At 64.1% G+C, this 25,017-nt stretch carries 24 protein-coding genes, 1 tRNA gene and 1 pseudogene; 21 read left to right on the top strand and 5 right to left on the bottom strand.

The window, feature by feature from the left end; genetic code table 11:
- Positions 1–57: 57 nt before the first annotated feature.
- From KW832_RS03670 to KW832_RS03625, 10 genes are all read left to right on the top strand, one after another.
- Positions 58–360: an urease subunit gamma gene (locus KW832_RS03670; RefSeq protein WP_055399013.1), complete on the top strand. Its 303-nt coding sequence runs from the start codon at positions 58–60 to the stop codon at positions 358–360.
- A gap of 41 nt (positions 361–401) precedes the next feature.
- On the top strand, positions 402–1,016 hold the full coding sequence (locus tag KW832_RS03665; protein ID WP_218298660.1) for a HupE/UreJ family protein: 615 nt from the start codon (positions 402–404) through the stop codon (positions 1,014–1,016).
- Positions 1,017–1,041: 25 nt separating this feature from the next.
- Positions 1,042–1,347: an urease subunit beta gene (locus KW832_RS03660; RefSeq protein WP_218298661.1), complete on the top strand. Its 306-nt coding sequence runs from the start codon at positions 1,042–1,044 to the stop codon at positions 1,345–1,347.
- A gap of 112 nt (positions 1,348–1,459) precedes the next feature.
- Positions 1,460–3,178 (top strand): urease subunit alpha, encoded by a 1,719-nt coding sequence (gene ureC, locus KW832_RS03655; RefSeq protein ID WP_218298662.1) that lies wholly within the window; start codon positions 1,460–1,462, stop codon positions 3,176–3,178.
- A gap of 12 nt (positions 3,179–3,190) precedes the next feature.
- Positions 3,191–3,679 carry a GNAT family N-acetyltransferase gene (locus KW832_RS03650; RefSeq protein WP_218298663.1) on the top strand — a complete coding sequence of 163 codons (489 nt, stop codon included), beginning with the start codon at positions 3,191–3,193 and terminating at the stop codon, positions 3,677–3,679.
- Positions 3,680–3,749: 70 nt separating this feature from the next.
- Positions 3,750–4,382, top strand: a complete 633-nt coding sequence (gene ureE / locus KW832_RS03645) for an urease accessory protein UreE (protein WP_218298664.1) — start codon at positions 3,750–3,752, stop codon at positions 4,380–4,382.
- A gap of 11 nt (positions 4,383–4,393) precedes the next feature.
- Positions 4,394–5,104 (top strand): urease accessory protein UreF, encoded by a 711-nt coding sequence (locus KW832_RS03640; RefSeq protein WP_176888579.1) that lies wholly within the window; start codon positions 4,394–4,396, stop codon positions 5,102–5,104.
- Positions 5,105–5,154: 50 nt separating this feature from the next.
- Positions 5,155–5,814: an urease accessory protein UreG gene (gene ureG, locus KW832_RS03635; RefSeq protein ID WP_121507382.1), complete on the top strand. Its 660-nt coding sequence runs from the start codon at positions 5,155–5,157 to the stop codon at positions 5,812–5,814.
- A gap of 37 nt (positions 5,815–5,851) precedes the next feature.
- Positions 5,852–5,939: transfer RNA gene (locus KW832_RS03630), tRNA-Ser, on the top strand.
- A gap of 182 nt (positions 5,940–6,121) precedes the next feature.
- Positions 6,122–7,384: an integrase arm-type DNA-binding domain-containing protein gene (locus KW832_RS03625; RefSeq protein ID WP_121422523.1), complete on the top strand. Its 1,263-nt coding sequence runs from the start codon at positions 6,122–6,124 to the stop codon at positions 7,382–7,384.
- A 450-nt stretch (positions 7,385–7,834) separates the two neighbouring features.
- Here KW832_RS03625 and KW832_RS03620 read toward each other — a convergent pair whose 3' ends face one another.
- Positions 7,835–8,620 carry a hypothetical protein gene (locus KW832_RS03620; protein ID WP_147433303.1) on the bottom strand — a complete coding sequence of 262 codons (786 nt, stop codon included), beginning with the start codon at positions 8,618–8,620 and terminating at the stop codon, positions 7,835–7,837.
- A gap of 526 nt (positions 8,621–9,146) precedes the next feature.
- Between KW832_RS03620 and KW832_RS03615 the strand changes: the two genes are divergently transcribed.
- The 8 genes and pseudogenes from KW832_RS03615 (at position 9,147) to KW832_RS03580 (ending at position 12,531) form a co-directional block, all read left to right on the top strand.
- The gene (locus tag KW832_RS03615) at positions 9,147–9,407 is read left to right on the top strand and encodes a hypothetical protein (RefSeq protein WP_121422521.1); all 261 of its coding nucleotides are present in this window, start codon (positions 9,147–9,149) and stop codon (positions 9,405–9,407) included.
- On the top strand, positions 9,404–9,646 hold the full coding sequence (locus tag KW832_RS03610; RefSeq protein WP_121422520.1) for a hypothetical protein: 243 nt from the start codon (positions 9,404–9,406) through the stop codon (positions 9,644–9,646). Before KW832_RS03615 ends, KW832_RS03610 begins: the two co-directional genes overlap by 4 nt.
- A gap of 3 nt (positions 9,647–9,649) precedes the next feature.
- A complete protein-coding gene (locus tag KW832_RS03605; RefSeq protein WP_121422519.1) occupies positions 9,650–9,919 on the top strand; it encodes a hypothetical protein in 270 nt (89 codons plus the stop codon).
- 87 nt (positions 9,920–10,006) lie between these two features.
- Positions 10,007–10,489, top strand: a pseudogene (locus KW832_RS03600) (JAB domain-containing protein); the annotation flags it as partial.
- Between the two features lie 114 nt (positions 10,490–10,603).
- On the top strand, positions 10,604–11,392 hold the full coding sequence (locus tag KW832_RS03595; RefSeq protein ID WP_121422517.1) for a hypothetical protein: 789 nt from the start codon (positions 10,604–10,606) through the stop codon (positions 11,390–11,392).
- 47 nt (positions 11,393–11,439) lie between these two features.
- The gene (locus KW832_RS03590) at positions 11,440–11,733 is read left to right on the top strand and encodes an AlpA family transcriptional regulator (protein ID WP_121422516.1); all 294 of its coding nucleotides are present in this window, start codon (positions 11,440–11,442) and stop codon (positions 11,731–11,733) included.
- 16 nt (positions 11,734–11,749) lie between these two features.
- Positions 11,750–12,223: a hypothetical protein gene (locus KW832_RS03585; protein WP_121422515.1), complete on the top strand. Its 474-nt coding sequence runs from the start codon at positions 11,750–11,752 to the stop codon at positions 12,221–12,223.
- Between the two features lie 8 nt (positions 12,224–12,231).
- Entirely contained in the window at positions 12,232–12,531 is a 300-nt protein-coding gene (locus KW832_RS03580) for a hypothetical protein (protein ID WP_121422514.1), read from the top strand.
- A 39-nt stretch (positions 12,532–12,570) separates the two neighbouring features.
- Here the strand turns inward: KW832_RS03580 and KW832_RS03575 are convergent, their stop codons facing one another.
- Positions 12,571–12,723: a hypothetical protein gene (locus KW832_RS03575; protein ID WP_158603845.1), complete on the bottom strand. Its 153-nt coding sequence runs from the start codon at positions 12,721–12,723 to the stop codon at positions 12,571–12,573.
- Between the two features lie 29 nt (positions 12,724–12,752).
- On the opposite strand from KW832_RS03575, the gene KW832_RS03570 reads away from it, so the two are divergent.
- Together KW832_RS03570 and KW832_RS03565 are read left to right on the top strand one after the other, a co-directional pair.
- Positions 12,753–16,070 carry a tape measure protein gene (locus KW832_RS03570; RefSeq protein ID WP_218298665.1) on the top strand — a complete coding sequence of 1,106 codons (3,318 nt, stop codon included), beginning with the start codon at positions 12,753–12,755 and terminating at the stop codon, positions 16,068–16,070.
- A gap of 63 nt (positions 16,071–16,133) precedes the next feature.
- A complete protein-coding gene (locus KW832_RS03565) occupies positions 16,134–19,046 on the top strand; it encodes a DUF927 domain-containing protein (protein WP_218298666.1) in 2,913 nt (970 codons plus the stop codon).
- A 1,608-nt stretch (positions 19,047–20,654) separates the two neighbouring features.
- Here the strand turns inward: KW832_RS03565 and KW832_RS03560 are convergent.
- Positions 20,655–22,406: a GGDEF domain-containing protein gene (locus KW832_RS03560; RefSeq protein ID WP_218298667.1), complete on the bottom strand. Its 1,752-nt coding sequence runs from the start codon at positions 22,404–22,406 to the stop codon at positions 20,655–20,657.
- Positions 22,407–22,723: 317 nt separating this feature from the next.
- Here KW832_RS03560 and KW832_RS03555 point away from each other — a divergent pair, with 317 nt between their 5' ends.
- Positions 22,724–23,053 (top strand): I78 family peptidase inhibitor, encoded by a 330-nt coding sequence (locus KW832_RS03555; RefSeq protein ID WP_082437489.1) that lies wholly within the window; start codon positions 22,724–22,726, stop codon positions 23,051–23,053.
- Between the two features lie 80 nt (positions 23,054–23,133).
- On the opposite strand, the gene hemW is transcribed toward KW832_RS03555, so the two are convergent.
- Both hemW and rdgB read right to left on the bottom strand, forming a co-directional pair.
- Complete coding sequence (gene hemW / locus KW832_RS03550) at positions 23,134–24,393, bottom strand: radical SAM family heme chaperone HemW (RefSeq protein ID WP_218298668.1); 1,260 nt, start codon at positions 24,391–24,393, stop codon at positions 23,134–23,136.
- A 14-nt stretch (positions 24,394–24,407) separates the two neighbouring features.
- Positions 24,408–25,007, bottom strand: a complete 600-nt coding sequence (rdgB, locus tag KW832_RS03545; RefSeq protein ID WP_218298669.1) for an RdgB/HAM1 family non-canonical purine NTP pyrophosphatase — start codon at positions 25,005–25,007, stop codon at positions 24,408–24,410.
- Between the last annotated feature and the right edge of the window lie 10 nt (positions 25,008–25,017).

Genomic DNA, 25,017 nt, shown 5'->3' with positions numbered 1-25,017 from the left:
GGGCACGGGGCTTGCTGCCTAAGATGGGCTTGCTTCCACTAGATCACTCTGTACACCATGGAACTCACCCCTCGCGAAAAAGACAAGCTGCTGATCTTTACCGCCGCCCTGCTGGCCGAGCGCCGCAAGGCCCGGGGCCTGAAGCTCAACTACCCCGAGGCCATGGCCCTGATCAGCGCCGCCGTGATGGAAGGCGCCCGCGACGGCAAGACCGTGGCGCAATTGATGAGCGAGGGCCGCACCGTGCTCACCCGCGCGGACGTGATGGACGGCATCGCCGAGATGATTCCTGACATCCAGGTCGAGGCCACCTTCCCCGACGGCACCAAGCTGGTCACCGTCCATCAACCGATCGTCTGACCCCCTTTCTCTCTGCCCCTCGTTCTCTCTGTGGAGCCCCCATGCGCATCGCACTCTCACACCGCCACACAGCCGCTCTCCTTTTCATAGCGTCCAGCGCAATCAGCACGGGCGCCAGCGCTCATACCGGTGCTGAACCGCATATGCACAACAGCTTTCTGAGCGGCTTTGCCCATCCCTTGTTCGGCATGGACCATCTGGCCGCCATGGTGGCCGTGGGCCTGTGGAGCGCCCTTGCCGCGCGCAGTGCAGGACGCGAACTGCTGTGGGGCCCCGTCGGTTTTGCAGCCATGCTGCTGGCGGGCGCGGTGATGGGCCTGCAAGGTGTGGCACTGCCTGCGGTGGAGCCGATGATTGCTGCGTCGCTGCTGGTCACAGGCCTGCTGGTCGTGTCGCGCCTGCGTGTGCCCGGCGTGGTGGCCGCGCTGGGTGTGGGGATGTTTGCGGTGTTCCACGGCGTGGCCCATGGCTACGAGTTGGCAGGCAGCGACAGCGCCTGGCAAACATTGGCGGGCATGCTGACCGCCACCGTGCTGCTGCATGGCACGGGCCTCGCGGCGGGCTGGGCACTGCGCCACCGCCATGTGTGGCTGGCGCGCGCAGCAGGTGCGGGCGTGGCAGTGTTCGGTGGTGCGCTGCTCGCGCAAATGGCCTGACCCGTTGACCCACCAGGAGCACGCAATGATCCCAGGCGAACTCTTCACCGAACCCGGTGAACACCTGCTCAACACCGGCCGCCGCACCCTCACGCTGGTGGTACGCAACACCGGCGACCGCCCGATCCAGGTGGGCTCGCACTACCACTTTGCCGAGACCAACAACGCCCTGGGTTTTGACCGTGCCGCCGCACGCGGCATGCGGCTGAACATTGCGTCGGGCACCGCCGTGCGCTTTGAGCCCGGCCAGGAGCGCACGGTGGAGCTGGTGGAATACGCGGGCGAGCGCAAGGTGTACGGCTTTCAAGGCCTCACGCACGGCGCGCTGTAGCACTGAGCCGCCAAGATTTGAGCCAAATTGGCCTCTAGCGCTTTATGGATAAGCGCTAGCAGCTATTAAAAAAATAGTATTTATCGCCCACCGGAAAGCGGAGCACCCCACCATGGCAACCATTGGACGACGCGCCTACGCCGAAATGTTTGGCCCCACGGTGGGCGACCGCGTGCGCCTGGCCGATACGGAACTCATCCTCGAAGTCGAGGCCGATCACACGCTGCGCGCAGGCAGCTATGGCGAAGAGGTGAAGTTTGGCGGCGGCAAGACCATCCGCGACGGCATGGCACAAAGCCAGCGCAGCAACGCCCAGGGGGCGGTGGACACGGTGCTGACCAATGCCCTCGTGGTGGACCACACCGGCATCTTCAAGGCCGACATCGGCTTGCGCGCAGGCCGCATCGCATCCATCGGCAAAGCCGGCAACCCCGACACGCAGCCCGGCGTGGACATCATCATCGGCCCCGGCACCGAGGTCATCAGCTGCGAGGGCAACATCGTCACCGCAGGCGGCATCGACAGCCACATCCACTTCATCTGCCCGCAGCAGATCGAGGAAGCCCTGGCCAGCGGCGTGACCACCATGCTGGGCGGCGGCACCGGCCCCGCCACGGGCACGCTGGCCACCACCTGCACCTCAGGCCCCTTCAACATGGAGCGCATGCTGCAGGCGGCCGACGCTTTCCCGATGAACCTGGGCTTTCTCGGCAAAGGCAACGCCAGCCTGCCCGATGCCCTGCATGAGCAGATCAACGCAGGCGCCATCGGCCTCAAGCTGCACGAAGACTGGGGCACCACGCCGTCGGCCATCAGCAACTGCCTGGACGTGGCCGAAGAAACCGACACGCAGGTGGCCATCCACAGCGACACGCTCAACGAATCGGGCTTTGTGGAGAACACCATTGCCGCCGTGGGTGGGCGCGGCATCTGCGCCTTCCACACCGAAGGCGCGGGGGGAGGACACGCACCGGACATCCTGCGCGTGGTGGGCGAGGACAACTTCCTGCCCAGCTCCACCAACCCCACCATGCCGTACACGCACAACACGCTCGACGAGCACGTGGACATGCTCATGGTGTGCCACCACCTCGATGCCAGCATTGCCGAAGACCTGGCCTTTGCCGAAAGCCGCATCCGCAAGGAGACGATTGCCGCGGAAGACATCCTGCACGACCTGGGCGCCATCAGCATGATGTCCAGCGACAGCCAGGCCATGGGCCGCGTGGGCGAAGTCATCCTGCGCACCTGGCAAACCGCGCACAAGATGAAGGTGCAGCGCGGCAGCCTGCAAGGTGACACCGCCCGCAACGACAACACGCGCATCAAGCGCTACGTGGCCAAGTACACCATCAACCCCGCCATTGCGCACGGCATCAGCCATGAAGTGGGTTCGCTCGAAGTGGGAAAATGGGCCGACATCGTCATCTGGAAGCCCGCATTCTTCGGCGTGAAGCCCGCGCTGATCCTGAAGGGCGGCCTGATCGCCATGGCGGCGATGGGTGACCCGAACGCCTCCATCCCCACGCCCCAGCCCGTGCACTACCGGCCGATGTTTGGCGCGTTTGGCGGAGCGATTGCCAAGACCTCCCTCACCTTTGTCTCGCAGGCAGGTTTGGCGGCGGGCATCGGTGAGCGCTTCGGCCTGCGCAAAACGCTGAGCGCGGTGCGCAACATCCGCAGCGTGCGCAAGCAGCACATGGTGCACAACAGCTACACGCCCAAGATGGAAATCGACGCGCAGACTTATTCGGTACGCGCAGATGGGCAGCTGCTCACTTGCGAGCCCGCCACCGTGCTGCCCATGGCGCAGCGCTACTTTTTGTTCTGAGGCCCACGTCCCATGAGCGCCGTATTGCAAGACCTGATGATCCGCCTGGACGACCTGAGCGACCCGCGCATTGAAGCCTTCATGCAAGAGCACCTGGTGGACATGCGCGCCGTTTCACCGCCTGAAAGCGTGCACGCGCTGGACATGGACCAGCTGCGCCAGCCGAACATCGCGTTCTGGTCTGCCTGGCTGACCGGAGCGGATGGCGACATGCTGGTGGGCACGGGCGCGCTCAAGCGGCTCGATGCCGGCCACGCTGAACTCAAATCCATGCGCACCAGCACCCGCCATCGCGGCCGGGGCATTGCGCGCCAGCTCCTGAACCATTTGCTGCAAGAGGCCCGTGCACGCGACTTTGCCCGCATGAGCCTGGAGACCGGCACGCAACCCTTCTTCGAACCCGCGCGGCAGCTCTACCTGCAGAACGGCTTCGTCGAATGCGGCCCTTTTGCCGACTACTGCCTCGACCCTTACAGCTTCTTCATGACCCGTACGCTGTAAACAAACGCGCTCCCCAGGGTTGAGCCCCTGGCACACAATGCGCGTTTGCCCGCTGCAACATAGAATCTCCATGCTCCAAGCCTCCAAACTCATCCCCCAAGGCAAGGGCCTTGCGCCCATACTGGTCAAGCGCGCCACCACCATCGAGCTGGACTGGGACGTACGCCAGAAAAGCCGCTTTGCCGCCACCGACTCCGCCGGGCGCGAATTGGGCATCTTTCTGCCACGCGGCACGCTGGTGCGCGGCGGCGACGTGCTGGTGGCCGAAGACGGCTCCATGGTCCGCGTCATCGCCGCACCGCAGCCCGTGCTGGTCATCACGCACTGCACACAACACGGCACCCCGTTCGACCTGACCCGCGCCGCCTACCACCTAGGCAACCGCCACGTGCCCATCGAGCTGCAGCCCGACCACCTCAAGATCGAACCCGACCACGTGCTGGCCGACATGCTGCGCGCGATGCACCTGATCGTGACCGAGCAGAACTTGCCCTTTGAACCCGAAGGCGGGGCCTATGCGGCGGGACACGGTGGCGGGCACCACCACCATGGTGGGCATGACCATGGACATGACCATGGGCACGATCACGATCACAGCCACGCAGCAGCAAGCACCGCATCCCCAGGCCCCGGGCGCACCGTGTCCATCCCCGTGGTGGCCCAGGGGCATGTGCACGGCCCCCACTGCAACCACGACCACTGACTCCCCGCTCCATGCGCCTGGACCGCCCCGCGCCCCTGCCCGCCGCCAGCTTCCTGCAGCTGATGTGGCTCGCCTCCCCCGCGCTGCCCGTGGGCGGGTTCTCGTATTCCGAAGGGCTGGAAAGCGCCATTGAAAACGCGGGCCTCGCCAGCGAAACCGCCGTGGGCGACTGGCTGCTGGACCAGTTGCACATCACGCAGGCGCGCGGCGACATGGCCCTGATCGCCAAAGCAGCAGGCGCCTGGCGCCGCGCCGACTGGGCGCACGTGCGCGAACTCAACGACTGGGTGCTACACACCCGCGAAACGAGCGAACTGCGCCTGCAGACCGAGCAGATGGGCCGGTCGATGACCGACTGGCTGCGCAACCAGCACCAGGGTAACGAAGAGTCCCTGCCCGCCATCCGCCACCTGGCCGCCCTGCCCCCCACATACCCCGTGGCATTTGCACTGGCCGCCTCCACCACCCAGGCGCCCGTGCGCGATGTTCTGCTGGCCTACGCCTTCGGCTGGGCCGAAAACATGGTGCAGGCCGCCCTCAAATCCATGCAGCTGGGCCAAAGCGCAGGCCAGCGCATCCTCGCAAAACTGGCCGATGCCATACCTGCCGCTGCAGACCACGCCATAGGCCTGATGGATAGCGAGCGCCAGGCCTTCTCGCCGATGCTGGCCATCCTGAGCGCCCAGCACGAAGTGCAATATTCAAGACTTTTTCGCTCCTAGCGCTTGCGAATCCTGCGCTAGCAGCTATTGATTTGATAGTAAATTACGCCATGACCAACACACTGCACCACATCCCGAACCGCACCAAAAACCTGCCCCCGCTGCGCGTCGGCATCGGCGGCCCCGTGGGCTCCGGCAAGACCACGCTGCTGGAAATGCTGTGCAAGACCATGCGCGATGAATACGACCTCATCGCCATCACCAACGACATCTACACCAAGGAAGACCAACGCCTGCTGACAGTGAGCGGTGCCCTGCCCGCCGAACGCATCCTGGGTGTGGAAACCGGCGGTTGCCCCCACACCGCCATCCGCGAAGACTGCTCCATCAACCTCGAAGCCATCGACCGCATGTTGGGCGAGTTTCCCAACGCCGACATCGTGTTTGTGGAAAGTGGCGGGGACAACCTGGCCGCCACCTTCAGCCCCGAGCTCTCGGACCTCACCATCTACGTGATCGACGTGGCCGCTGGCGAAAAAATCCCCCGCAAGGGCGGCCCCGGTATCACCAAGAGCGATCTGTTCATCATCAACAAGACCGACCTGGCCCCCCACGTGGGCGCCAACCTGGACGTGATGCACGCCGACACCACCCGCATGCGCACCAACGCCCAGGGCCTCAAGCCGTTTGTGATGACCAATCTCAAAACCCTGGCAGGCGTGGCCGATGTGGTGAAGTTCATCGAGACCCGGGGCATGCTGAAAAAATAAGCACCCGCAGTCGGCTAGAATTCGCGCCTGCCCTCCCGGAGACTTGGGTGAGTGGTTTAAACCAGCAGTCTTGAAAACTGCCGACGGGCAACCGTCCGTGAGTTCGAATCTCACAGTCTCCGCCAAATCGATGTCCGAGGACATCCCAGGACCTCCATCAAGCCCGCCTCTCTCCTATGAAGGCGGGCTTTTTTTCGTCCATTAAGGGCTCTGGACGTCCACTGACATCCAGCGTTTTTGGCGGTATTTCTGACGGGATGCGGGTAAGCTGCTGGTTTTAGATACCGTCAAAACCGGAGATACCGCCATGCCGCGCCTTGCTGTACCCCTGACAGATACCGCCGTAAGGAACGCCAAGCCGGACGCCAGCAAGCCCAAAGGGCACACGCTGCCGGATGGCGGGGGGCTGTACCTGCACATCACCCAGGCCGGGAAGTACTGGCGCATGGACTACCGCCGCCCGAACGGCAAGCGCAACACCCTGGCCTTTGGCGTGTACCCGGCCATCAGCCTTGCACAGGCCCGCGAGCGGCGCGAGCTGGCCCGTGGACTGCTGGCCCAAGGCATCGACCCCAGCGACCACAAGCGCGAATCCGAGGCCAGCAAGAAGGCGGCAATGGTCAACACCGTGGAAGCGATGGCGCGGGCCTACCTGGAGAACAGGCGGGATGGATGGTCCACCACCCACTACGACCGTGAAGCCCGAAGCCTGGAGAAAGACCTTTACCCCTACCTGGGGCACCGCCCTATCGGTGAGGTGGAACCGCCCGAGCTGCTCCGGGCGTGCGAGCGCGTGCAAGACCGCGATGCCGTGGAGAGTGCGCACCGGCTGCTGACCACTGCATCCGGCGTCTGGCAGTTCGCCATAGCCAAGGGGCACGCCACGCGGGACATTGCCCAGGACATCAAAAAGGCGCTGAAGCCACGCAAAAAGGGGCACTTCCCGGCCATCACCAACCCGGCCCAACTGGGCGAACTGCTGCGGGCCAGCGACGGCTACGGCGGCGGCCCCGTGGTGCGCGGGGCCCTGGCCATCGCCCCCATGCTGTTCCAGCGCCCCGGCAACCTGCGCACCATGCGCTGGGCTGATCTTGACCTGGCGGCGGGCTGGTGGACTATCCCCAGCGCAGACATGAAGCGCAGCGTAGCGGCCAAACGAGACGGGGCAGCGCACAAGGTGCCACTGCCCCGGCAAGCGGTGGCCGCCATCCTCAAGCTACAGCCCTTGACCGGCCACGGTGAGTACGTGTTCCCCGGCCTGCGCGACCACAGCAAGCCCATGAGCGAAGCCGCAGTAAACGCCGCCCTGCACGCCATGGGCTACAAGGACATTCACACTTGGCACGGCTACCGCGCCACGGGCCGCACTCTCTTGCGCGAGGTGTTCAAAGTCGATATCGACGTGATCGAAGCCCAGCTGGCCCACGTGGGCGGCAAGACCCACGGCGGCGCCTATGACCGGACCACCTTCGTTGATGAGCGCGTGACGGTGCTGCAGCAATGGGCGGACTACCTGGACAAGCTGCGCCAGGGAGCGGACGTGATACCGATGCCCCAGCGGGCCGCCTGAGCCCCACGCCAGCACCACACACAAGGGCCGCGAGGCCCTTTTTTCATGGGCGCATGGGGCTACCTTGCATTTCCTTCGGCACCATGAACGCCAAAAGTGCCGGGGACACGGGGACAAATGGCCTGAATCCAGTAGCCATGGGGGTTTGCAGGAAATACCCACCGGGGACAAACCGGGGACGGGCCGGGGACAAAGCGGGGACAAAGGAGATATTTATTGAATAGTGAAATTCATTCATACATCCATACCCATTGAACCCCGCCCCGGCCCTTCAAAGGGTGCCCGCTCTGCCCACCTGCTGACGGGGCGGCACTGCCGCCGCAGTGCCGCGGTGCCTGATGCCCGGCGCCTGGCTGTGTTGCATGCGTAGGTACATCGTTGGAAATGAGCGCGGGAGGGCCTTCCCCTGGCGCCACACGTCGCCGCCCGTCTGCCCAGATCGGCCACTTTTCAGGGCGCGGTCAGGGTCGTGGCTGTGAGACCGGCAGATCTATCGCGCTCTCGCTTGATCGCCATGAGTGCGTTTTTCTTTGCCCTTGCTGCCTCTGGCGCTCGTGCATAGGCCGATCGCTTCCTGGCATTGATCTCATCTTTGTGGACTTCGCGATGCTTCCGGTTTCGCTCTCGGTTTTCCTTCCGCCGTTGTTCGTGCCACGCTTCGGACTGTTCGGCATACCAAGCCCTGTTCTGCTCGCGTCTCTGCTCGCGCCATTCGTGGGACTGTGACGCACGCCACTCAGCGACCCGCGCCCGCTGCTGCGCACGTCCTTCGTCGGACAGGGCGACATACCATGCCTTTTTCAGAGCCCGTTGCCGCGCATGCCATTCTTCGGGGTGCGCCGCCTCCTTCGCCCGGCGCCGCTCGCGCCGCTTCGAGTGCCATTCTTCATCCTGCGAGGCATGGCGTGCCCTGCGCTGTTCCGCCCTGCGGGCGTGCCATCCATCAGGCTGTGCGGCATATCGTGCACGCCGCACCTCCCGCTGCCGTGCACGCCATTCCTCTGGTTGCGCCGCATACCTTGCGCGACGCGGTGCCCGCTGTTGCGCATGCCATTCCTCTGGTTGTGCCGCATACCTTGCCCGACGCAGCGCCAGCTTTTGCTCACGCCATTCCTCGGGCTGTGCTGCATAGAGGGCCCGGCGCATTTCGCGTTGCAGCGCACGCAGTTCCTCAGGCTGGGCAGCCCGCCGATTGCGCCTGATGGCGTTTTTGGCCTCGCGCTGGTCATCGGTCATTTCTCTTCGTGCGATCCTCGCTTGATCTGCTCGCAAGCGTTTCAGCTCCGCCCCTGCGAGTGATCGCTCAGCCCCAAACTCGCGACAAAACCAGCTCTTGTACCCTGTCGAATTCCCGTTGCTCGGGGTGGCTCTTCCTTCGCGGTAGATCACTTGTGCAGGTGCTTGCCATATCCGTTTGCGTAGCTCAGCCGCCTCATCTTCCATGCGAGAGCGCCAGCCTTTGATTTGTCGCGTTTCGTAGGTAGCCATGCCTGCCTCCCCCGTGCATAATGCCCCCAACCCCTGACCGGGGCCGGTGCGTAAGAACACCTTTTCGCAAAGCGGCGCGACCTCCCCGATAGTGAGGTTTTGTCACGTCTGTATTCAGCGCGTGCGGCGTTTGGTCGTACGCTTGGTTTCGGGCGGGATGGCCACAGCGGTAACGCCTGGCGCACGTCTTTGCGCGTGTTCTTAACATCCCGTCCACCTCATGCGCGTAAGAACGCATGCGGTGGTTTCAAGTCTCGCAAAGGAGCAAGAAGCCATGACACCCGTCATCCCCTTGGCCAGCCGCAGCGCTGCGCCCACCAGCTCGCAAGGCGCCCGCCTTGGAGCCCCCACCGACCCCATCCAGTTGCATGCCGATGCGCACAACGCCCTGGCCATGGCGCTGCATTACCTGCGCCAGCCTGATGCGAATGTGCCAGGCGCTGCCCGCAAGGCAGTGCAAGCCCTGGCCGCACTGCGCAGCCTGGGCAGTGCAGACGTGTGCACAAGCCCCCGCACGCAAGGGGGTGCAGCATGAGTGGCATCGCCTTCATCACGCGCCAGCATGAAGCCGGATCGCTCCGGGTGCGCGAGTCGTCTGCAAAACTGCCTGACGGTGGGCATCTGAGCATCGCCGCCACACGGTCAACGCGCCTTGTCGATTTGTATATGTCACGCGACTTTATGAGTGTGCATCTTGAGTTCTCCATTGACCAGGCGCGGGCCGTGGCGGCTGAGCTGCTGGCCGGTGCCGATGCGCTGCAGGGGAGGGGCTGAGCCATGGCAGAAAACATCGGATTACTACCCTACGCTGTGCAAAGCGAGTTGGCGGCTATACGGGACGTGATTGGGCTGGTGGCGTTTGCTGTGGAGGCACGGCGCGTGCTGCAGGCGGTAGACGTGGCCGCCGATGGCATCCCGCACATAGGTAAGGCCCTGAGCGGGGTCATTGATATGCGCAGGCAGTGGACTGAATTCCCCGACACTGCTGCGGCCGTGCTGGCAAGCATGCATTGGCGTCTGGAAGAGCTTTTGATGGTGGGGGAATGAGCCATGTCGACAACTGCTATCACCAGAGCCCCAAGGCGCCCCGCACCCCTGCAGAGCCCCAAGGCTGGCGAGCCTATCCGGGCTTACGGTTTGGCCCACGGATCCAACAGTCTGCGCCGTGGGCTGCGTGCCCGTGAAAGGGCCGTGATTGACCGGGCGCTGTGCATCCTGGGTTCATACCTGCGCGAGCCAGGGGACGTGTTTGACAGCCCTGATGCAGTGAAGCACTACCTGATGCTGCACCTTGCGGGTGAGCCCTGCGAACACTTCGCGGTGCTGTACCTGGACAGTCAAAACCGGGGCATTGCGTTTGAACGGCACTTCGCCGGGACCCTGGCGCAAGCCACCGTCTACCCGCGTGAAATTGCCTTTGCGGCGTTGCAGCACGGTGCCGCTGCGGTGGTACTTGCACATAACCACCCAAGCGGCAGCGTACAACCCAGCAGGGCAGATGAAGCCCTTACCCAGACCCTGAAACAGGCGCTGGCGCTTGTGGGTGTGTGCGTGCTGGATCATGTCATTGTGGGCGGCACGCGGGCGTTGAGCATGGCAGAGCGAGGGCTCATGTAGCCGTGTGATTTTTCGCCACGCCTAGCCCGAGGCTGATCACCGAGGGCGAAAAGCCGGACACCTTCACCGGCCTGGCGTTGGCTCCTATTGAGGGCCGAACCTGGAAGGGGCGCTGTGGAACATGAAAACCTTTTTGACATCCTCGAACACCTCGAAGCGCACAAGCGAGATGGATTGCTAAAAGTTTGCCGCGAGATGCGACTCTCGGAGGCTGCGACCGCTGGTGTCGAACAGGCCGCTCGCCTATTGCGGCACTTCGAAACCTATCAAAAGCCACAGATCCCTACCGATAAAGCGCTGCGTGCCAGCTTGAAAAAGATAGAGAAAAAGTCACGCGAATTGCGCGATGCGATTGATCAGGCTGGCCGGTTTGACAAGTTGGCGATGCACCAACTCATGGCGGAGCAGCAGTTGGGTGACTTCCTTGCATGGCCTGAGCGCGTGCCGTTAAGTGGCGTTGTTGACTACGTGGGGTTGGTGCTGAGCCATATGAGTAGCGCAGCGGCGGCAGTCCAGCGCCAAAACCCGAACGATGGTCGCAAAGGGGGGAGAAAGCGGCTACTTCATCGTTACTACTTCTATATAGATTGGGTGTGGGAATCCGTTGGGGAAGAGGGTCTGCCTATTGGAAGGGGCGGACCGTTTGAGCGTCTATGCGATGCCGTTTTTGTTGCTGCGGGCGTGCCCGCCACTGCTGAGGGAGCCGTGCGGTTCTTTGATGAAAATCGTGCTCAGTTTGAGGAAGAGAGGGCGTCTTGGCGGGATTCGGTTCGTCAGTCTGCCGAATCCCCGGAAGGTATGAAACGAGCGCGATTAATCGACATCACTGGAAAAAACCAAGACTGTACGGAGGTGGAAAAATCCACCGATCAAAGTGCCAAGGTGATTCCTTTGCGCGGATAGCCTGCGAGAAAGAACATGAGCGTCCCAGTAACCACCATAGGCGCTCAATGCATCCAAACGCCCAACACAGGCCCCCCGGCAACAGCCTAGGCGCTGCACCTTTACAGGCAGCTTCTGAACCGGTGCCCGCACTTTCCCCAGCCCCAAGCAGGCTCGTCCGGCTACCCATCGTGGAGAGCCTCACGGGCTTGAAGCGAGCAAGCATCTACAGAGCCATGCAAGAGCGCACCTTTCCAGGCTCAGTGAGGCTCGGAGCCCGTGCCGTGGCCTGGCGTGAGTCCGAAGTGCTTGCGTGGTGCGCCGACCGCGCCAAGATTGGTGACGCCAATGACAGGGCCTGACATTGGGCCATCGCCCATGGACAAAGCCCTGGCCGCAGCGCACGACAGCGCACAGCATTGCCTGCAAGCCGCTGCCGACGCCCTCGCGCTCAAGATGCCCGCCGATGGCGTGATGTGTTCCAGCCTCTGGCGCAGGTCCGGCCGCAAGCCCGTTACCGTGCTGGTGCTGTGGCCCTGCTGGGTGCTGGAGGTGCAGCCCGGCACCGGAGCCGTCATTGCAGAGACGCACATTGCCGAGCTGCAGGCGAAGCGACCCCAGACGGCGGCTTTCCTGCAGCGCACGGCAGAGAGCGGCCCCGCAAAGTCGATGTTTCTGTGCCCGCCACAGTCAAGGCGCCAGCGTGTCACGGTGGATGCCCTGTGTGTGGTGCGTGTGCACGATGCAAAGACAGGCGAGTTGCGGGCCGAATCTGAACCTGGCCAGCCCGGCGTGCTGCGTGTGGGCTTTGAGCCACTGACGCCCGCCGACCTGGCGCCGCGGTTGACGTGAGGGGCAGCATGGCAGCCCCAGCAAAACCCAAAGAAGACACGCGGCCAGAGCAAGCGGTGCGTGCGGCTGACTACCTGGAAACGCATCCCGGCGCGACTGCGAAAGAAATTGATGCCGCTTGCGATGTGGGGAGCGTTACCAAGGTGCTGAGCGACATGCAGCGCCTCGATCTGCCCGGCATGGGCTACGGCATTGCGCGTGACTGGCGGCAGATCCCGTGTGCAGGGGGCACCCATGTTCGCAAGGTGCGCACCTACACGCTGCTGCACCGGCCGCGTGCGCAACCGGACCTGTTCAACACCGAGTGAGCTGGAGTCTGCTTGTGCCTGCCCGTGCGGCGTTTGCCACTACCGCCCGATGAACAGCCGCACGCCGCACCACAGCACGTATCCAGCCAACCCAACAGCGGCCAGCGCGGCCAGTGCCATCCCTGCACGCACGGAAACGCCAGCCCCCACCAAAAAGGCAATGCAGAAGGTGAACGCGATCAAGCGGGCCATCTGCGCATTTTATGAATTGAGAGGTTCCCATGAGCGGAAGACATGAAATCGGCATCGTCATCAAAGCCAGTACCGAGGGCGAAAAGTCCATCACAGACCTTGCCCAGGACCTGGAGAACTTGGCGAAGGTTGCTGAAGGCGACCTTCAGCAGGCGGCGCGTGCTGCCGCTGCACAGTTGCGCCAGCTTGGCGAACAGGACGCGGCCATATCGACGTTTCTGCGTCTGCAGCAAGGAGTGGCCGCCAGCACCAAGGCAATGAACTCGGCGGCCAGCGAGGCCGCAAACTACGCCCGGCAGATCGCGCAGGCAGGCCCGGCAACTGCCCAAGAGGCCGCAGCACTGCAGCGGCTGGAAACCGCTGCTGAAGGCGCACGCGTTGAGTTGAGCCGCCAGACTGATGAACTCGCCGCAGCGCAAGCAGCGTTGCAACGGTTTGGCATTGCCGGAAAAAATGCGGAGGCCGCCCAGCAGCGTATTCGTGAAGAAGTGGCCCTTGTGCGCACTGCGGTGGATGGCATTGCCCCTGCGTACCAACGCGCTGCAACCGGTGCCGAAGCGGCCGGCGCGAGCATGGTGCGCACCCATCGCCAGATCGGGGATGGCGTGGAGTCCATCAGCCAGCAGATCGGGCGCCTGCAAGGGTTCGTGGCTGGGTTGGCGGGCCTGCAGGGCTTGAAGTCCATGGCGACCGATTTGGCGCAGACAGCCGACCAGGTGAACAACCTGCAGGCCCGTTTAAAAATTGCGACAGGCGAGGGAGAGGCGTTCGGCGTAGCTTGGGCCGGTGTGCAGGATGTTGCCCTTCGCACCAACAGTGCGTTGGACGATACCGGTACGTTGTTCACACGTCTTGCGCAAACCGCCAAGGATGCTGGTGCATCGACCGCAGACGCCAGCGCTGGCGCCCTAGGCCTGACTGAGACCATCAACCAGGCAATCCAACTGAGCGGCGCCAGTGCGCAGGCTTCAAGCGCTGCCATTACCCAACTGGTGCAGGGCCTGCAGGGCGGCGTGCTGCGGGGCGATGAATTCAATTCGATCATGGAGCAAAGCCCCCGCCTTGCGCGTGCCCTAGCGGATGGCCTGAGTGTGACCACGGGTGAACTGCGCAAGATGGCCGAGGCTGGATTGCTGACCAGCGAAACCGTGATTGGGGCCCTCAAAGGGCAGAGCGATGCGGTGGCCGCAGAGTTCAGCAAGCTGCCGCCCACTGTGGGGCGAGCGCTGCAGAACCTGAGCACGCAGTGGCAGTTGTATGTGGCCGATACCGACAAAGCCACGGGTGCCAGCACGGCCGCTGCCGGTGCCATCAACGCTCTGGCGGGCAACCTCAAGACGATTGCCGACCTGCTGATTGACGCAGGGCAGGCGGCTGCAGCCTTTGCAGCACTGCGGTTGGCGCAGCACTTCCTGGGCATCGGCGCTGCAGCCCAGCAGGCGGCGGTGGCGATGGCGGCCCACAACGCGCAAATGGCTGCGACGGGCGCGGCCGCCAATGTTGCGGCCGCTGGCGTGGGGCGCATGGCCACCATTTTTGCGTCCCTGCGGACCTTCACCCTGATCGGGTTGCTGGTCAACATCAAGGACATTGGCACATGGCTTGGCGAGGCTGCGGCCAAGCTGGCGGGCTACAAGGACCGCACCGAGGAACTGGCACGCGCTGAAAAGCTGGCATCCGACATAGCGAAGGAAGCGGCAGCAGATCGCGCCCGCCTTGCTGCGGCGACGCAGGCCGCCATCGACAAACAGTTTGAGCTGTCCAAAGCATCCCGCTCGGCTGTCGCTGAGTTCGACCAATTGACCAAGAACGGCACCGCTGCGGCGGAGGCGATCAAGAAAATAACCGAGGGGTTCGACCTGTCGAAGCTGCAGGGCGTGAAGGACTTTGCAGCGACTTTGGACAAGCTGGTGGCTGATGGGAAGGTGTCGGCATCGGAGTTTCAGGCGGCATGGGCGCAGGCGCTCAGCGGCAAGGATCTTGCGCAGTTCGAGGTGATGGCGCGGGCCGCGTTTTCCGGGGCTGCGCGTGAGGGTGAACGCGTGGCCCAAGTCATGGACGCCATCCTGCACGAGGCCGTGAAGCGCACGGGGCTGGATTTTGAAGAACTGCAGGGGAAGATCGGCGCGGCCTCGCGCAGCGCCATCAATGACCTGGATGCCCTGATTGTTGGTGTGGAACGGCTCAAGGCGCAGGGCCTGGATGCGGGCCGGGTGCTGACGGCCAGCTTTGTCAACGCCATCAACACCGCCGACAGTGAAAAGGCGCTGGAGGCGATCCGTGCAAAGGTCGAAGAGGTACGCAGTGTCTTGGGCGACAAGATTGCAGACGGCCTGCTAGACCAAGCCAAGGAGAAAGCCGAGGCGCTTGCTGATGCGCTCGACAAAGCTACACCTGGCATCAACAGCGTGCGCGAGGCCATAGCGCAATTGGGCATCACCTCGGACGAATCGCTGCGCAAGACCGCCGCCACTGCCAAGGAGGCCTACGACACCTTGACCTCCAGCGGCCTAGCCAGTGCCCGCGAACTGAGTGAAGGGTTCAGGAAAGCGGCAGAAGCTGCCATTGCGGCAAACAACGGCGTTGCGCCCTCTTGGGTGGCCGCCGCCGCTGCAATGCGGGGCTTTGAAATCGAAGTAGACCGGGCGGGCAAAAGCACCCTGCGTCTGCGGGATGCCACCAACAGCGCCGCCGACGCACACGGCCGCGCAGCCCGTGCAACCCGCGACCAGGCCACCGAGCTGGAACGCTTGAACGCCCAGAAAGAACGGGAGATTGCCGCGCAGGAAAAGGCCAACCAGCTCAAGGAGCGTGAGATTGAGCTTTACCTCAAGAAATGGAACATGGACAACCAGCACCGCAGCCTGGATGCCGATGGCAAGGTGCGTGAAGAAGACGGCATGCCCACCAAGAAAGGCATCTTTGACCGTGCGAAAAAAGGTGGCATGACCGATGAGGAAGCGCTCGCCTTTGCGGACGCCTTCGACACCAACAGCCTTAGGGATCGGGGCTCGCGGGGCACGCCGTTCATCAACCTGCAAAAGCTGGATGAGGCGATCAACGAAGCGGTGATGGAGGCCATTCGCAGAAGGATCAATGGGACTTCAACGGATGCAGACAAGGGGGGCACGAGCTCCGGCCAGGGGGGCGGCGCGACACCTGGCCGCGCCTCTGGTAGCTCTGCGGGGGTTGGGTCCTCTGGTTACTCTTCCTCTGGGGTAGGGGCTCTAGGCCAGTCGTCTTCTGGCGTGCAAATCACGATGAATGTTCACGGCATACAGGACCCCGTGAAGCTGGCCCGATTGATGGAGCCAGAACTTAAGAGGTTGGCGCGTCTTGCCCGTTGATCTCGCACCTCTTCCCCTGAGCCCGTACAGCGCCTGCCCGGAAGGCGCGGAGCATGCCCCGCAATGTTGACCCCCACCCCTGAATTGATCCGCGCTGCACTGGCGCACATCCCCGCCAGCCTGCCACGCGAAGAATGGGCGCGGGTGGGCATGGCCATCAAAAGCGAGTTTCCCGACGCCACGGGCCAAGACCTGTTCGAGGCATGGAGCGCGACCGCAGACGGGCACGACCCACGCGCCACGCGCAGCACCTGGCGCAGCATCAAGGCGGGCGGGGGCGTAGGCATCGGCACGCTGTTGCACCTGGCCAAAGAACACGGCTTTGTGCTGCCCAAGGCCAGCGAAGCCCCGGCCGCACCGAGCCCCGAGGTGTTGGTGCAGCGTGAGCGCGAGAGGATTGAGCGCCAGCAGGCAGAGCAGGCCCGGCAGCAGGCCGCCCACGCGGCTGCAGCGCTTGAGGCCACGGCGCAGTGGGATGCAGCCAGCGACACCGGCGCCAGCCCCTACCTGGCCCGCAAGGGCGTGCAGGCCCACGGTGTGCGCTTTGCCCCTGATGGCTGCGTGCTGGTGCCCTTGCGTGATGCTGCGGGGGCTCTGTGGAACCTGCAGCGCATTGCACCCGAGCGCCCGGCCGATGGCACCGACAAGCTGTTTTTGAAGGGCGGGCGCAAGTCGGGGTTGTGGCACTGGTGCGGTGATCCTGCCGGGGCTGCTGTGCTGCTCATTGCCGAGGGCTTTGCCACGTCTGCCAGCCTGCACCAGGCCACCGGCCGCCCGGTGGCTGTGGCCTTTGATGCGGGCAACCTTGCCCACGTCGCCAAGGCCCTGCGCCAGCAACACCGTGCCGCGCTGCTGGTGCTGTGTGGCGATGATGACCGCGCCACCGAAGCCCGCACCGGCACAAACACCGGCCGCGTGAAGGCCGAAGCCGCAGCCCGTGCGGTGCGTGGCCTGGCAGTGTTCCCCGAGGGGCTGCCCGATGGTGGCAGCGACTTCAACGACATGCACCAGGCGCAAGGGCTGCAGGCCGTGGGCGCCTGCGTGGAGACCGCCATTGCAGCGCACCAGGCAGAGCAGGCCGAACGCGCCCAGCAAGCCGCGCAAGGCACCACCGCAGGCAAGGCCAGCACCCGCACACCACGCGAGCCCCACGGAGCCGATGGTGGGCACGGCGGGGGCAATGAGCCCCCCAGCGACGGCCGCCCGTTCGACCCCTTCACCGTCAACGATTCGGGTGTGTGGCATGCGGGCGTGGACAAGGAGGGGCAACCCAAGGCGCCGCAGTGGGTGTGCAGCCGCCTCGATGTGCAGGCCCTGACCCGCGATCAGGACGGCGCAGGCTGGGGCTACCTGCTGGCCTTTGCTGACCCGCTAGGCAAGCCCAAGCAATGGGCCATGCCCGCCCGCATGCTGTCTGGTGATGGTGGGGAATACCGCGCCGCGCTGCTGAATATGGGGCTGCGCATCGCTCCATCGCCTGCGGCCCGCAACCTGCTGACCCAGTACATACAGACCCGCCAGCCGGGCGAGTTTGCGAGCTGCACCGACCGCATCGGCTGGCACGGCCGCGCCTTTGTGCTGCCCCATGAAACCATCGGCGACGATGCAGAGCGCATCGTGTTCCAAAGCGAAAGCCAGATGGAGAACACCTTCCGCGTGAAGCACGATGCAGCCGCCTGGCGTGATCGCATTGGGGCCCTGTGCGTGGGTAACTCCCGGCTGGTGTTTGCGGTGGCCTGCGCCTTTGCGGGGCCGCTGCTGCGCCCTGCAGGCATGGAGAGCGGGGGCTTTCACATCCGGGGCGACAGCAGCTCAGGCAAGACCACAGCCCTGCGGCTGGCTGCGAGCGTGTACGGTGGCGCAAGCTACATGCAGCGCTGGCGCACCACCGACAACGCGCTGGAAGCCATCGCCGCGCAGCACTGCGATTCGTTGCTGATCCTGGATGAGCTGGCGCAGGTAGAGGGCAAGGTGGCAGGCGAGTGCGCCTACATGCTGGCCAATGAACAGAGCAAGGCCCGCGCTACCCGCAACGGCGCACCACGCGCCCGCCTGTCATGGCGCCTGCTGTTTCTGTCTGCTGGTGAGCTGGGGCTGGCTGACCACATGGCCGAAGGCATGAAGCGCACGCGGACCGGGCAAGAGGTGCGCATGGCAGACATTCCGGCCGATGCAGGCAAGGGGCTGGGCGCCTTTGAGAACCTGCACGACTTTGCGGGCGGGGCTGCGTTCTCCGGCCATTTGGCCCGAGAGGCGCAGGTGTGCCACGGCGCACCGGGGCGTGCGTTTGTCGAATGGGCGTGCGCCCATGCCGACACCCTGCCCAAGCGCCTGCGCACCGCTGTACAGGCCCTGTCCCGTGAATGGATACCGCAAGGTGCATCGGGCCAGGTGGAGCGGGTAGGCGCCCGCTTTGCGCTGGTGGGTGTGGCGGGTGAGCTGGCCACCGAGGCCGGGCTTACCGGTTGGCCTGCGGGCGAGAGCGAACGCGGTGCACGCGCCTGCTTTGCCGCCTGGCTGGCTGCGCGTGGTGGCGCTGGCAATGGTGAGGTGGTGGCCATGCTGCGGGCTGTGCGCCGGTTTCTGGAGACGCACGGCGATGGGCGCTTTGCCATGTGGCACCGGGCTGCTGATGACCACGCACCCAAGACGCTGCAGCGTGCCGGCGTGCGCCGCATGCTGAACGCCGATGGCGAACCCATCAAGAGCGACCCAGAGCATCAGCGGGAGTATGGCGAGCGCATGCCCGCTACGCTGGGCGAGGGGGTCAGCTTTGAATACTTCGTGCTGGCTGAAACGTTCAAGGCCGAAATCTGCCAGGGCTTCGACCATGTGGCAGTGTGCCGTGTGCTGGCTGCGCACGGTTGCCTGACGGTGAGGGAGTCCGACCGATACACCATCAGCACCAGACTGCCAGGCATTGGCAAGGTGCGGTGCTATCAGATACCGCCTGCCATCTTTGAGCTGGATCTGTGAGCGGTAGCCCGGCCGGGGCTTTGCGTGCTCGCCCTGCGGCAGCAGCCATGCCGTGCCGTGCCGCCCGTGAGGGGCGGGGGCGGGAGCTGCCTTCGCGCTGTACATGCCCGGCTTACGGCATCTGGTGCCAAAGGGAAGGGCGCGGCCCTGGCCTTGATCTGGTGCGGGGCTCGTCCCGTCCCTCGTGTCTCTCGCTGCCGTGTACAGCGGGTCCCTCCTGGCCCCTTCACACAAGGGTAATTCGCACCCCATTGGTGGGCGAGTGGATCGCGTTGGGAAAGGGTGGACGGTGGACGGTGGACACATGCAGCCCTCGGCCGTGGGTCCTTCCTTCCTCTCCCAAGCGCGGGTAATTCGAGCCGCGTTGCCGCGCTGTTCTGCGGTGCTCTATAGGGGGTTAAGTGAAGGCAATGCGTCGATGGCTGGACGATTGCGCACGTCTGTGGATTCATTTGTCCCCGGTGTCCCGGGCAGAATTCCGTTTGTCCCCGGTGCTGCCGGGGACAAACTATTCAATACTGGCGCGGGTTTCCGGGCGGTTTTGATTTTGTCCCCGGTGTCCCCGGTGAAAAAGGGGTAACCCCCCGAAGGAATTGCAGCGCCCGCGCTCAACTGGGCACCCGAAGGAGTCGGCAACGCCGCACGTCAGGGGGACCGGTGACCCCCCGTCGCGGGTCCTTCCCCCGTCCCCTTGATGCGGGTAATTCGCACCACACAAAATTTCTAGTCCTGACCGCTGGCAAGAGGTAAGTAAGCATGGCCTGGGTGGGGCGGTTTTTGGGTCCTTCCCCGGTGGTTCCGGTGCGGGTAATTCGAGCCGCGTTGCCGGACTGTTGCGGGACTCTCCCTAGGGGGGTTGTATTGTGGGGCGGCGTCTCGGGGAGGTTGCAGACGAAGGGGCCAGCAAAAATTTTTGGCGGTATTTTTGACGGGATACTGACCATCAAAAATATTGAAACCCTTTATTCATGCGGGTTTCAATAGGGAATTCAAATCTCACAGTCCCGCCAAAACATCCAACACAACGGGCCTTCACGGCCCGTTGTGCTTTGTGCCCCCTACCCGCCGTCAGTGGCGCCCTTCGGGCAAGCCAGAAGCATGGGGCGAAATGGGTGTCAGATCTTCTGGTCGGCACACCTCCTCACTGCCGGCCAATCGGACCCACAGGCCCGTTCTTCGGATGATGACGTAGTCCACGCTGACACGTCGGCCCTTGTAGATGAATTGCGCCCCGGGCTTGTACAGAATCATTCTGGTTTTGTAATCAAAAGCGGTGGCCCCACGATGACACCCCACCTGGCTGTGAATGATGCAGCCCCCTAGCGCAACGTGCAGAGGATGGGGTCAAAGAACCCAGTATTCACCTGCTCATTCATGACAAGTCCCATGTCCTGCGGTTAGCGGTGCAGGCACTGGCAGGACGGGAAACGGGCAAAAAAAAGCCCGCTGGGTGCGGGCTGAACACTTGCTTGTGCAAGCGGGAGGGATGTCGACGGGGTATCGACGGACAAATAGTAGGCCGCCCCGTGACCGAGGTGTGTAGGACATCTTCGACTTTCTGAAGGACGTCTTCCAAGCCCGCTGACCCGGCGCGTGCACGCTGGGCGGTCACGCACCATAAATCCGCACACAACCGCGCCCAGAGGCTTTCGCCAGGTACATCGCGGAATCGGCCTTGCGCAGCAGCTCTTCGGCGTTCGTGGCGTCGGCGGACGACATCACGATGCCTACAGAGGCTCCGATCTGGATGAAATGCGATTCAATCTCCGTCGGCTGGGCAATGGCCTGCACCAGGCGCTCGCCCAGCCGGAGAGCGCTGTCGCGGTCAGAGACGCCACGCTGCAGCAGGGCAAATTCGTCGCCCCCCAGCCGCGCCACCACGTCGTTTTCGCGCGCCGCCTGGGCGAGCTGCCGGGCCACCCACGCCAGCAATTGGTCGCCCACAGCATGTCCGAAGCGGTCGTTGATGGGCTTGAAGCCGTCCAGGTCCACATACAACACGGCAAAGCCCTGGCCCTGGCGCCGCGCATCGGGCACCGCCGCCTGAAGGGTTTGCAGGAAGGCCGAGCGGTTCAGCAACCCCGTGAGTCCATCGTGTTCGGCAACATGCCGTATGCGGTGCTCGGCCTGTTTGCGCTGGGTCACGTCGGTGAAGGTGCGCAGCGCACCTCCACCTTTGATGGGCACGGTCTGGACCTCCAGGATGCGCCCGTCGGGCCGGGGGCGGTCATAGACCTGCTGCTGATCGACCCCGCCGTCACTGTTCAGCAGCATGTCTTGGATGTCTTGCGAGGCCCCGTCAAACTCGCCCCGTGCGCGCAGGTAGGCCAGCACATTCACCAGCGAGGGCTTGGAGGCCATCAGTTCGACGGGCAAATCCAGCAGCTCTAGCGCGCGGCGATTGCACAGCTCCACAATGCCCGTGGCACTGATCTTGGCCACGCCCTGGTCCATGTTTTCCAACGTGGCTTCCAGCAGGATGGACTTCTCACGCAGTTGCGCCTCGCTGTCGCGGGCACTGCGCTCGGCCTGGGCAAGCCGACGTTGCTGGCGCTTGAACTCGGTGATATCCACATGTGCATAGAACACGGTCCCGTCCAAACCCTGCTTGGCGATCACGCGGCTCCAGCGGTTGCGGGGCAAGGGCACCTCAAACGGTGCGCCTGCAAATCGCATGTGTTCGTGCAGGATGGTGAGCCCCTCATAAAAGGGCGCCATGTCACCCGGCCCATCCGCAGCCCAGGCCCCCCGGTAAATGTCCTCAAAGCTCAGGCCCGTTGCAGCGGCGCGATCAACAAGGCTGTACATCTGCATGAACGGCTCGTTGACCCATTGAATGCGCTGGTCCTCCCCACAGATCATCAAGCCATCGGGAATGCGGTCAAAAAGCTCTGTACTTTCCACCATGGGGCTGCGCGGATAGCCCGGCTCGTGGATGTTGGCATCGCCCACCTTGTCCAGCTTTTCCTGTTCTCGTGGACTTTGCACCGCCTCTGCACGCCAGACCCGCACGCGCCCTACCCCGGCGATCGGCAACGACGATACGTGGACCCGCAGGCCCCGGTGCTCAAAGCTGTAGGGGCGCGTCTGTGCGCGGTGCCGCTCCACGCCTGCCGCGATGTAGCGGTCGATATTGGGCAGCTCCTGCGCATCCAGCCGCTCGGTGTAAAAGCGCCGCAGATTGGCGTGGTAGGGCTCGCCCACGTAGACACGCCCCTCATGCTCCGGGAAGAACTTGAAGAACGTACGGTTCCATGCGAGGGTGCAATCGTTTTCGTCAAACGCGCACAGGGCGACGTCCAGACCATCCAGGGTGTCGCCGAGAGAGTGGATGAGGCTGAAGATGGGATCGTCGGACATGGTGGTTCGGGGATGCACAAACTCGGTTGCCAGAAGCCCGTGCGCTCCACACCGGCCCCGGTGTTCTGCCTACCCAGTGCGGGGCGCAGACCACCAACAGTCCATTGTGCGGACAGGGCCTTACGGCAAACCATCGCCGGGCACCCTTCGTGCAAGGGAGGCGCGCTGCCTGTCGCATTCAGTCAACATTTTCTTGACCTTCATCAAGTCATCCAACCAGCTGGAGGGACAACCGCCCTCCCCCCGTGTTACGCGTGGACACCCGCGCTCACAGGGCTTCCGGTATGGTGAGGGTCTTGTTTTCTGGAGCCTCACCCATGACGAAAATCCCTTTTGGCATCTCTGGCAGCCTGGTGGTTGCGGCGCTGATGACGGGTTGCGCCAGCCAAGGCCAGCCCCCGGCCCCCTCTGGCAGCCCGGCGCCGGCAGAGCCCGCGCCAGGCGGCCTGTGCAACGCCCAGCCGGCCCAGTCGGCGGTGGGGCAGAACAGCACGGCGTCGGTGGTGGAACTGGCCCGGGTGCGGTCGGGCGCACAAATGGCCCGCGTCCTGCGCCCCGGCCAGATCATCACCAAGGAATTCAATGCCCAGCGGCTCAACCTGGAGGTGGATGCCAACGGCCGCATTGTGGCGGTGCGCTGCGGCTGACCACGCGGGGGACGGTGCGCTGCACACAGCGCCAACCATAGGCAGGTGCGGCGGCGCCACGGCATCAGCGGTAGCCCCGGTCAGTCCGCCAGGAACAGCTCCTGCAGGTCGCTCAGAAAATCAAAGCCCCGCTCTGTCGGGCGCACATGGGTCAGGTCGCGCTCGATCAAACCTTTGCTCTCGGCCGCCTTCAACCCCTTGGCGATGGTGGTCAGCGGCAAACCCGTGCGATCCATGAAGTCCTGCAGCGCAAAACCACCGCGCAGGCGCAGGGCGTTGAGCATGTACTCAAACGGAAGTTCGGCCCGGCGCACGTCTTCATCCTGCGCCACAGCCCGGCCGGCCAGGGCGTTGTCCATGTAGCGGCCTGGGTCGCGAAAGCGCACCTGGCGCACCACGCGGTGCGCAAAACTGAGTTTGCTGTGTGCGCCCGCGCCAATGCCCAGGTAGTCACCAAACTGCCAGTAGTTGGTGTTGTGGAAACACTGGTGGCCGGGCTGCGCATAGGCCGATATTTCGTAGCGCGCCATGCCCGCCTGGCCCGTCATCTCGGTGATGCGGTCGAGCATGGCGTAGGCCTGGTCGTCCTCGGGGATGGCTGGCGGAAACTTGGCGAAGTAGGTGTTGGGCTCGATGGTGAGGTGGTAGATGGAGATGTGCGGCGGCTTGAAGGCCAATGCCGTCAACATGTCCTGCTCCAGCTCCTGCGGCGTCTGGCCCGGCAACGCGTACATGATGTCGAGGTTGTAGGTGTCAAACGACGCGGCAGCCTCTTCCACCGCCGCCAAGGCCTGGCTCCGGTCATGCACGCGGCCCAGGGCCTTGAGGTGCTGGTCGTTGAAGCTTTGCACCCCCACCGACAGGCGCGTGACGCCCGCAGAGCGGAAGGCGCGGAAGCGGTCTTTCTCGAACGTGCCGGGGTTGGCCTCCAAGGTGATCTCGCAGTCGGGCGCAAGGAGCAGGCGGGCGCGGATGTCGCCAATCAGCCGGTCAATGGCGGCTGGTGAAAACAGGCTGGGCGTGCCCCCACCGATAAAGACGCTGTGCACCGTGCGACCCCAGATGAGCGGCAGCGCGGCTTCCAGGTCGGCCATCAGGGCGTCGATGTAGCGCTGCTCGGGCACCCCTGCATTGCCCGCCGCATCGCTGCCACCTTCGCGGTACTCATGCGAGTTGAAGTCGCAGTACGGGCATTTCTTGAGGCACCACGGCAGGTGCACATACAGCGACAACGGTGGCAGGCTGGGCAGCTGCAGCAGGCCGGGGCGCATGTAGTGCTGGATGTCGCGCACCACGGCGGGTTCGGCCTCTGCCTGCGGCGTGATCGGAATATGAACCACGTTCAGTGCCCCTTCTACAGCCAATGTTCGCGCATCAGCGCCAGCATCTGCGCGGCCGAGCGGCCCCGGTGGCTGTGGGCGTTCTTCACTTCCACAGGCAGCTCGGCAAAGGTCTTGCCGAATTCGGGGATGAACATCACAGGGTCAAAACCAAATCCGTTGCTGCCCCGGGGTTCGGTGGTGATCTCGCCCACCACCCGGCCCACGGCAATCAGCGGCTCAGGGTCTTGCGGGCTGCGCACGGCAACCAGAGTGCTGACCATGGCGGCGCGGCGGTTGGCGACGCCGTGCAACTGCTCCAGCAGGGCGCGCACATTGTTGTCGTCGCTCTTCTCGTAGCCAAACTGGGTGCAGTAGTAGGCGGTATCGACGCCCGGCAGGCCGCCAAAGGCATCCACACACATACCGGCGTCATCCGCCAAGGCGGGCAGGCCGGTGTGGGCCGAGGCAAAGCGGGCTTTGGCCAAGGCATTCTCCACAAAGGTGCGAAATGGCTCTTCGGCCTCACCCACGCCCAAGTCGGCCTGGCGAACCAGCTCGACCCCGAGTGGCGCGAACATGGACTGCAGCTCGGCCAGCTTGCCACGGTTGTTGGATGCTAGAACGATTTTCATGATTCAAATT

Source organism: Acidovorax sp. sif0632, from assembly GCF_019218805.1.
Lineage (GTDB): Bacteria > Pseudomonadota > Gammaproteobacteria > Burkholderiales > Burkholderiaceae_C > Acidovorax > Acidovorax facilis.
Note: the sequence above shows the minus strand (reverse complement) of the source record. Positions and strands in the feature narration are given on the sequence as shown.